Genomic DNA, 8,384 nt, shown 5'->3' on the forward strand with positions numbered 1-8,384 from the left:
TACGAAAAGTTGCACTGAACAGTAGAAACCACCCGCCGTGACCCTCGACGGGCACGCGACGAGCAGCGTCACGCCGCATCCGAACTTCTCGTACAGGTAGGAGACGTAGTAGGGCCAGCTCCCCCGCTTGTCCCCGTCCTTGTCGGACTGCGACTCGATGATCAGGATGTGGTTCTCGGCACCGTAATCCAGCCACAGGACGGAGTCCGCGCGTCGCTCGATGACCTTGATCTCGGAGAGATCGGCGTTGAGCACCGACACCGACTCAGGCGCGGGCGGTCCGTTGCCGAAGAGGTGCTCGAACGTGCGCCCCAGAAGATGCGGATCCTCGCAGAAGATCCGGTGCAGGGCCTCATGCGGTGGTTTGACCATGGCGGAGAAGCTAGCGGGCGGTCATGGCAGGCCGCAGGCGCTTATCCGAACATGTGTATTAACGTTCCAGCCGGAACCCCTTGCGGTCGTGCCGTGCCCGGCGGCGTGTGCGGGCCGCTCCTACGCCGCCGTCGGGGCCGATGCCGGGGCGCCTTCGACGTCGCCCGACTCGCCCTCCCTGTGGGCCCTCCGGCCCAGCGTGAACACGTACAGCAGGAACAGCGCCTCGGCCGCCACGCCGATGCCGATCCGCAGCCAGGTGATGTGCACCCACCCGGTCACCAGGCCCTCGATCAGGCCGGAGACGAACAGCACCAGCACCAGGCCCAGCGCCACCGCCATCGCCGCGCGCACCTCCTCGGCCAGGGCGCGGCCCCTGGGGCGGCCGCCCGGGTCGATGAGGGTCCAGCCCAGCTTCAGGCCCACCCCGGCGGCCACGAACACCGCCGTCAGCTCCAGCAGTCCGTGCGGGAGGATCAGGCCGAGGAACACGTCCCCCTTGCCGTTGGCGAACATGATGCCCGCGGCCGCCCCCAGGTTGGCGCCGTTGATCGCCAGCACGTACACCGTGGGCACGCACAGGAACACCCCGAGGGTGAGCGCCTGCGCCGCCGCCCAGGCGTTGTTGGTCCACACCCGGGCGGCGAACGAGGCGCCCGGGTGCTCCACGTAGTAGTTCGCGAAGTCGTGCTCGACGTAGGCCCGGATCTCCTCCGGGGTACCGACCGCCGCCATCGCCGAGGGGTCGGTGGCCAGCCACCAGGCGATCGCCGCGGCGAAGCCCACCGTGCCCGCGCTCGCCCAGATCCACCACCAGCGCAGCCGGTAGACCACGGCCGGGAAGGTGCGGGTGAAGAACCGCGCCAGGTCCTTCCAGGCCGGGGTGTGCGCCCCCACCACGGCGGCGCGCGCCCGCGCGACCAGGCCGGACAGCCGCCCCACCAGCGCCGGGTCGGCTCCGGCCGAGCGCACCGCGGACAGCTGGGTGGACACGCGCTGGTACAGGTCGACCAGCTCGTCCACCTCGGGGCCGGTCAGCCGGCGGCGCCGGCGGACCAGGGCCTCCAGCCGCTTCCAGTCCTCACGGTGCGCGGCGGCGAATACGTCGATCTCCACGCCAAGCGACCCTACCGGTGATGCCAGACTGGGGAGGAGGCACACAGGCGAGGACGAAGGGGGCGGACGTGGCCCTGGACGCGCACGGATCGCCGGAGGAGCAGGCTCAGCTGGTCACCGGGGACGCCGTGGTGCTCGACCTGCGCCCGGCGGGCTTCGCCACCCGGGCGCTGGCGCTGGCCCTGGACGTCGCGGTGCAGGTCCTGCTGCTGCTCGGGCTCATCCTCACCGTCGCCGCGATCGCCGACGGGGTGGACCAGGCCGCGACCGCTGCGGTCTCCCTCCTGCTCATGGTGCTGATCCTGGTCGGCTACCCGGTCGCCTTCGAGACCGCCACCCGCGGCCGCTCCCTGGGCAAGATGGCGCTGGGCCTGCGGGTGGTCGGCTCGGACGGATCCCCCGAGCGGTTCCGGCAGGCACTGGTGCGCGGACTGACCGGCGCCGTCGAGATCTGGACGCTGTCCGGGACGATCGCGCTGGTCACCTCGCTCGTAGACCGCAACGGCCGCCGGGTGGGCGACTTCGCCGCCGGGACGCTGGTCGTCTCCGAGCGCACCCGCCGCACCGGGCGGGACCAGGTCCCGATGCCCCCGCACCTGGCCGAGTGGGCGGCCGCCGCCGAGCTGAGCGGCCTGGCCCCGGACACCGCCGCCATGGCCCGCCAGTACGTGCTGCGCTTCGCCGAGCTCACCCCGCACGCCCGGCACGAGATGGGGGTGCGCATCGCCGACCTGGTCGCCTCCCAGGTCGGGCCGCCCCCGCCGCCCGGCACCACGCCGCCCGACTACCTGGCGGCGGTGCTCGCCGAGCGGCGCCGCCGCGAGACCGAGCGCCTCATGCGCGCCAGGAGCGCAGGTACTCCTCCTGTTCAGGGGTGAGCGCGTCGGTGCGCACGCCCAGGGCCTCCAGCTCCAGGCGGGCCACCTCGGTGTCGATGCCGCCGGGCACCTCGTGCACCCCGGGCTCCAGTGACGCCCCCGCGGCCGCGATCCAGGCGGCGGTCAGCGCCTGGCCGGAGAAGGACATGTCCATCACCGCCGCCGGGTGCCCCTCGGCGGCGCCCAGGTTGACCAGGCGCCCCTCGGCCAGCAGCACCACCCGGCGCCCGTCGGCCAGCACGTACTCGTCGGCCTCCGGGCGCACGTCCCGGCGCACCTCGACCGCCATGGCCTCCAGGGCCTCCAGGTCGATCTCCACGTCGAAGTGGCCGGAATTGGCCAGCACGGCGCCGTCCTTGAGGGCGGCCAGGTGCTCGGCGCGGACCACGTCCCGGTTTCCGGTGACGGTGACGATGACGTCGCCGACGGGGGCGGCCTCGTCCATCGGCAGCACCGTGTAGCCCTGCATGGCCGCGTCCAGCGCCTTGACCGGGTCGACCTCGGTGACCACCACGCGGGCGCCCATGCCGCGGGCGCGCTCGGCCAGGCCCCGCCCGCAGTAGCCGAACCCGGCGACCACGAAGGTGCGCCCGGCGAGCATGGCGTTGGTGGCGCGCAGGATGCCGTCGATCGTGGACTGCCCGGTGCCGTAGCGGTTGTCGAACATCCGCTTGGTGGCGGTGTCGTTGACCGCGACCATGGGCAGCTTCAGCACCCCTTCGGCGCTCATGCCGCGCAGGCGGATCACGCCGGTGGTGGTCTGCTCGCAGCCCCCGGCGGCCTCCTCGATCAGGTCGGGGCGCTCGGTGTGGGCGATGTTGACCAGGTCGCAGCCGTCGTCGAAGAGCAGGTGCGGGCGGTGCTCCAGGACGGTGAGCAGGTTGCGGTCGTAGGCGTCCTCGTCCATGCCCGCGCGCGCGTGCACGGAGACGCCGTACTCGGCCACGAGCGCGGCCGCGGTGTCGTCCTGTGTGGACAGCGGGTTGGACGCCGCCAGGGCGATGTCGGCGCCGCCGGCGCGCAGCGCCCGCAGCAGGTTGGCCGTCTCGGCCGTGACGTGCATGCACGCCGACACGCGCATGCCCTCCAGGGGCCGCTCCGCGGCGAAGCGCTCCCGGATGCGCCCCAGGACGGGCATGGCGCGTTCGGCCCATTCCACGCGGCGGACCCCGGCCTGCGCCAGGCCGAGGTCCGCCACGTCGTGCTCAGGCAGTGCCATCGCGAATGTGTGCCGTGCGAGGAGTCGCTGCGAGGGCTCTCCTAGTAGCGGTAGTGCTCCGGCTTGTACGGGCCGGCCACGTCCACGCCGATGTAGGCGGCCTGCTCCTTGGTCAGCTCGGTGAGCTTGACGCCCAGGGCGTCCAGGTGCAGGCGGGCGACCTTCTCGTCCAGGATCTTGGGCAGGGTGTACACCCCGACCGGGTACTCCTCGGTCTTGGCGTACAGCTCGATCTGGGCCAGCACCTGGTTGGTGAAGCTGTTGGACATCACGAAGCTCGGGTGCCCGGTGGCGTTGCCCAGGTTGAGCAGGCGGCCCTCGCTCAGGACGATGATCGAGTGGCCGTCGGCGAAGGTGTACTCGTGCACCTGCGGCTTGATCTCGTCCTTCTTGATGCCCGGGATCTTCTCCAGGCCGGCCATGTCGATCTCGTTGTCGAAGTGCCCGACGTTGCCGACGATGGCCTGGTGCTTCATCCGCTCCATGTGGTCGGCGCGGATGATGTCGAAGTTGCCGGTGGTGGTGATGAAGATGTCGGCGGTGTCCACCACGTCCTCGATGCGGACGACCTCGTAGCCGTCCATCGCCGCCTGGAGGGCGTTGATCGGGTCGATCTCGGTGACGACGACCCGGGCGCCCTGGCCGCGCAGGGACTCGGCCGAGCCCTTGCCGACGTCGCCGTAGCCGCACACGACCGCGACCTTGCCGCCGATCATGACGTCGGTGGCGCGCATGATGCCGTCCGGCAGCGAGTGGCGGATGCCGTACTTGTTGTCGAACTTGCTCTTGGTGACCGAGTCGTTGACGTTGATGGCCGGGAAGAGCAGCTTGTCCTCGCGCGCCATCTCGTAGAGGCGGTGCACGCCGGTGGTGGTCTCCTCGGAGACGCCCTTGATGCGCTTGCCGATCTCGGTCCACTTGTTCGGGTCGGCCTTGACGCTCTTGCGCAGCAGCGTCAGGAAGATCCGGAACTCCTCGGAGTCGGCCGTGGACGGGTCGGGGACCGCGCCGGCCTTCTCGAACTCCGCGCCCTTGTGCACGAGCATGGTGGCGTCGCCGCCGTCGTCGAGGATCATGTTGGGGCCCTCGCCGCCCGGCCAGGTCAGCGCCTGCTCAGTGCACCACCAGTACTCCTCCAGGGTCTCGCCCTTCCAGGCGTAGACCGGCACGCCCTTGGGGTCGTCCGGGGTGCCGTCGGGGCCGACCACGACCGCGGCGGCCGCGTGGTCCTGGGTGGAGAAGATGTTGCAGCTGACCCACCGGACCTCGGCGCCCAGGGCGACCAGGGTCTCGATCAGGACCGCGGTCTGCACGGTCATGTGCAGCGAGCCCATGATCTTGGCGCCCGCGAGGGGCTTGGAGTCGCCGTACTCGGCGCGGGTCGCCATGAGGCCGGGCATCTCGTGCTCGGCCAGACGGATCTCCTTGCGCCCGAACTCGGCGAGGGACAGGTCCGCGACTTTGAAGTCGAATGACATGCGTGTCTTCACTCCTCGTGGTGGATGCGCACCGAGTCTAGAGGCCGATCCCGCCCCAGGGCACGGCCTCGGCCGCGAATTTGACGGGGAAATGTCAGATTGGTGCGGCCGGTCCCGGTGGGGGCGGCCGCGGTCGGTTAGGGTCGGGGCCATGTCCTCTCCCAGCCCGGGCCGCCGCCGCGCGGACGCGGTGCCCATCTCGGAGGCCGCCGAGGCGCTCGGCACCAGTCCGCGCAGCCTGCGCTACCGGGAGGCGCTCGGCCTCCTGCCGGCCACCAAGGAGCAGCCGACCGGGCGGGGCCACCGACACCGCCGCTTCTCCCCCGACGACCTGGGCACCATCGCCGCGGGGCTGGAGCTGGAGCGGGGCTACGACATCACCCCGGCGGCGCTGGCGTTCGCGCTGCGGATGCTGGCCGAGCCGGAGACGCTGGCGCGGGTGCGGGCCTACGGCGAGCGGCTGGGACGGCTGGCGCCGCCGCGGGCGCGGGCGATGGACTTCGAGAAGCGCAAGGCGCTGCGGCTGCTCCAGGCCAAGGGGCAGACGGCGGACGCGCGGGGGCCGGAGCGGCACTGACGGGGCGTCACCGCCCCGTCACCATCCCCTCACCACCCCGTCGCCGCCATCATGCGCTCCTCCAGCTCCGGCGCCATGCTGCGCATGTACGTGGCGCCGATGTGGCTGCCGTCCCAGTACACGAGGACGTTGCCGATGACGGAGGGGCACTCGCCCCCGGTGCACAGCAGGTCGTTGAGGTCGAGGACGGACACGTTGTCCGGCAGGTCGGCGCCGCCCAGGGGCGAGTCCGGCGCCAGGGAGACGTCGGCCCGGGCCGTGCAGTCCTGCGGCGTCCCCTCCCCCAGGCACTCCACCGCGTCGAAGCCGAGCCTCGGGGTGTCGCGCACCGCCACCACCTCGACCCCCATGACGTCCAGCTCGCGCCAGCGGTCGACGTAGCCGTCCACGACCTCCTCGCCGTCGTAGCCCGCCGAGGTGTCGAGGCTGGTGGTGGTGCCGGTGGTGAACACCGCGTCCGGCCTCAGCCCCTCCAGCTCGTCCATCACGCCGCGGTTCCACTCCGAGCAGGAGGTGTAGGGGTCGCCCTTGTAGGTCTGCGGGGCGTCGGTGAACAGGCAGGCGCCCTTGACGATGTTGACGATGCGCCAGTCGCGCTCGGCGGCGATCTCCTCCAGGGCCGGGAACCAGTGCGCGGCGTGGGAGCCGCCGACGAGCGCGATCGTGCGCTCGGGGTCGTCGGACCCGTATTCGCAGGTGATGACCTCCGAGGCGGTGGTGGTCTGGTTGCAGCCGTCGGCGTAGGTGACCGGGACGTCGTCCGCGGCCTCGGCGGGGTCCGGGTAGACGGGGGCGTCGGGCACGGCGGCGCCGTCGGCCAGGGCGGCCGCGCCCGGGTAGACGTCGGGGTCGGAGGCGAGGGCCTCGCGTGCGCGCTTCTCGGCGTCCATCCGCACCGACCAGCCGCCGGCCGCCAGCAGGACGGGGAGCAGGCAGGCCAGCCCCACGGCGGCGGCCCGCGCGGGACCGGGCAGGCGCCGCCGGGGCCGCACCCGGGCTCCCCCGTCCGCCTCCCCGCCCCGGCCCTCCGGCCGCCGCTTGGAGAACGCGACGACGCGGTCGGCGAGCGGTGTGGTGGCGGCGGCCAGGACCGCCGAGACCGCCAGCACCGCGAGCCCGCCGTGCCAGCTCGCCAGGGTGCGGTCGGTGGCGTGCAGGTAGAACACCAGGACCGGCCAGTGCCACAGGTAGAGGGCGTAGGAGAGGGAGCCCAGGTAGCGCAGGGGGCGCAGGGTCAGCAGGCGGTCGGCGCCCCACCGGGAGCCGCTGGGGCCNGGTCGGCCACAGGGCGATGTAGCCGGGGAACTGGGTGGACACCTGGAGCAGGAGCCCGCAGGAGACCAGCGCGGCCAGGCCCAGCCAGCCCAGTGCGACGCGCAGTGCGCGCGGCGGGTCGATGCGCGGGAGGGCCAGGAAGAGCAGGCCGCCCAGGGCCAGCTCCCACAGGCGGGCGCCGGTGTCGAAGTAGGCCCAGGGCTGGTCGGTGCGGGTCATGTACACCGAGTAGGCGAGCGAGGCGGCGAACACGGCGGCGACCGCGACGGCCGCCCCCGTGCGGACCGTGCGCCCGGCGCGGCGGGCGGCCCAGGCGGCGACGGCGATCAGCACCAGCCACAGGGGATAGAACTGGCCCTGGACGGACAGCGACCAGAAGTGCTGGAGGGGGCTGACGGCCCCGCTGCGGGAGAGGTAGTCGACCGAGTCCAGGGCCAGGTGCCAGTTGAGGTGGTAGGCGGCCGCGGCCACGGTCTCGGAGAGGGTGTCGCGCCAGCGGTCCTCGGGCAGCAGGAGCCGGGTGGCGGCCAGGACGGCGGCCAGGACGAGGGCGGCGGCGGGCATGAGCCGCGCGCACAGCCGCCCGAGGAAGGCCGCGGCGCCCACCCCGCCGGAGCGCTCGACGGACCGGACCAGCGAACCGGTGATGAGAAAGCCGCTGACCAGCAGGAATACATCCACGCCGCCGGAGACCCGGCCGAACCAGATGTGGTAGGCGGCGACCAAGAGGACGGCGACGGCCCGCAGCCCGTCGATCTCGGGCCGGTGGCCCCCGGCAGGGGGCGCTGGAGCTGCTGCGGCCCGCTGGGAGGAGGAGGCCCTCCCCCGAACGTCCGTGAGGAGGGACTGCACGGCGAGGCTGCTCGCTTTCCGGTGCGCGGTTCGTAGGGGCTCGACCTTGGCGGTCCGAGGGCGAGGCAACATGCTGCCCCGGCTCGGTTACCGGCGGGCGTCGGGAAGCTGAACCACAGCGCTCACCCCCGCGAAGCCCGAGGCGGAGGTGGCGGCGGCGCCCCGTCCCCCCTTCCGGTTCCTCCGTGCCGATCCGCCGATTCCGGTTTCCGGCGGGGCCGTCCCGGTTACGGTTGCAACCGTGGACTCCCTTGCCGACAGGTCCCTCTCGGGTGAGGATCTGCCCGCGCCGCTCCGCCGTTCCCTCGGGCGGCTCGACCGGTTGCGCGCGCTCGGCCGTCAGCGGTGCCGCACCGGCCCCCGCGAGAGCGGGGACGGACTCCGCCGGGCGGTCGAACGGCACGTGCGGGAACTGCGCGCGCTCGCCGGGCAGGCCGGGTCCCCGGCGCGCCGGGGCCTGGACGCCGACGCGCTGTGCACCATCGCCGCCGAGCCCCCGTCCGGCAGCCCGATGACCGCCGACCGGCTCGCCGCGCTCGCCCGGCGCATCCCCGACTTCGACCCGCCCGTCCCCGCGCCCCCGATCGGCGGCGCCGCCGACGCGGCGCGGGCGGCCG

5 protein-coding genes and 3 pseudogenes are annotated in these 8,384 nt (G+C 73.0%); 3 read left to right on the top strand and 5 right to left on the bottom strand.

The features are described 5' to 3' along the window. Both D476_RS0121255 and D476_RS0121260 read right to left on the bottom strand, forming a co-directional pair. A pseudogene (locus D476_RS0121255) lies at positions 1–372 on the bottom strand (hypothetical protein); the annotation flags it as partial. 120 nt (positions 373–492) lie between these two features. Next, positions 493–1,488 carry a stage II sporulation protein M gene (locus D476_RS0121260; protein ID WP_017625944.1) on the bottom strand — a complete coding sequence of 332 codons (996 nt, stop codon included), beginning with the start codon at positions 1,486–1,488 and terminating at the stop codon, positions 493–495. 20 nt (positions 1,489–1,508) lie between these two features. On the opposite strand from D476_RS0121260, the gene D476_RS0121265 reads away from it, so the two are divergent. Continuing rightward, positions 1,509–2,366 carry an RDD family protein gene (locus D476_RS0121265; RefSeq protein ID WP_051061811.1) on the top strand — a complete coding sequence of 286 codons (858 nt, stop codon included), beginning with the start codon at positions 1,509–1,511 and terminating at the stop codon, positions 2,364–2,366. Here D476_RS0121265 and ahcY (D476_RS0121270) read toward each other — a convergent pair. Both ahcY (D476_RS0121270) and ahcY (D476_RS0121275) read right to left on the bottom strand, forming a co-directional pair. Beyond that, positions 2,323–3,585 (bottom strand): adenosylhomocysteinase, encoded by a 1,263-nt coding sequence (gene ahcY, locus D476_RS0121270; protein ID WP_017625946.1) that lies wholly within the window; start codon positions 3,583–3,585, stop codon positions 2,323–2,325. The two genes, D476_RS0121265 and ahcY (D476_RS0121270), sit on opposite strands and share 44 nt — an antisense overlap. Before the next feature lie 41 nt (positions 3,586–3,626). Beyond that, positions 3,627–5,063: an adenosylhomocysteinase gene (gene ahcY, locus D476_RS0121275; protein WP_017625947.1), complete on the bottom strand. Its 1,437-nt coding sequence runs from the start codon at positions 5,061–5,063 to the stop codon at positions 3,627–3,629. A 151-nt stretch (positions 5,064–5,214) separates the two neighbouring features. On the opposite strand from ahcY (D476_RS0121275), the gene D476_RS0121280 reads away from it, so the two are divergent. After that, positions 5,215–5,640, top strand: a complete 426-nt coding sequence (locus D476_RS0121280) for a MerR family transcriptional regulator (RefSeq protein ID WP_017625948.1) — start codon at positions 5,215–5,217, stop codon at positions 5,638–5,640. Positions 5,641–5,669: 29 nt separating this feature from the next. Here the strand turns inward: D476_RS0121280 and D476_RS35720 are convergent. Then, positions 5,670–7,767 (bottom strand): annotated as a pseudogene (locus D476_RS35720) (acyltransferase family protein). Positions 7,768–8,008: 241 nt separating this feature from the next. Here D476_RS35720 and D476_RS0121295 point away from each other — a divergent pair. Next, a pseudogene (locus D476_RS0121295) lies at positions 8,009–8,384 on the top strand (hypothetical protein); the annotation flags it as partial.

It is taken from the genome of Nocardiopsis chromatogenes YIM 90109 (assembly GCF_000341185.1).
Lineage (GTDB): Bacteria > Actinomycetota > Actinomycetes > Streptosporangiales > Streptosporangiaceae > Nocardiopsis_A > Nocardiopsis_A chromatogenes.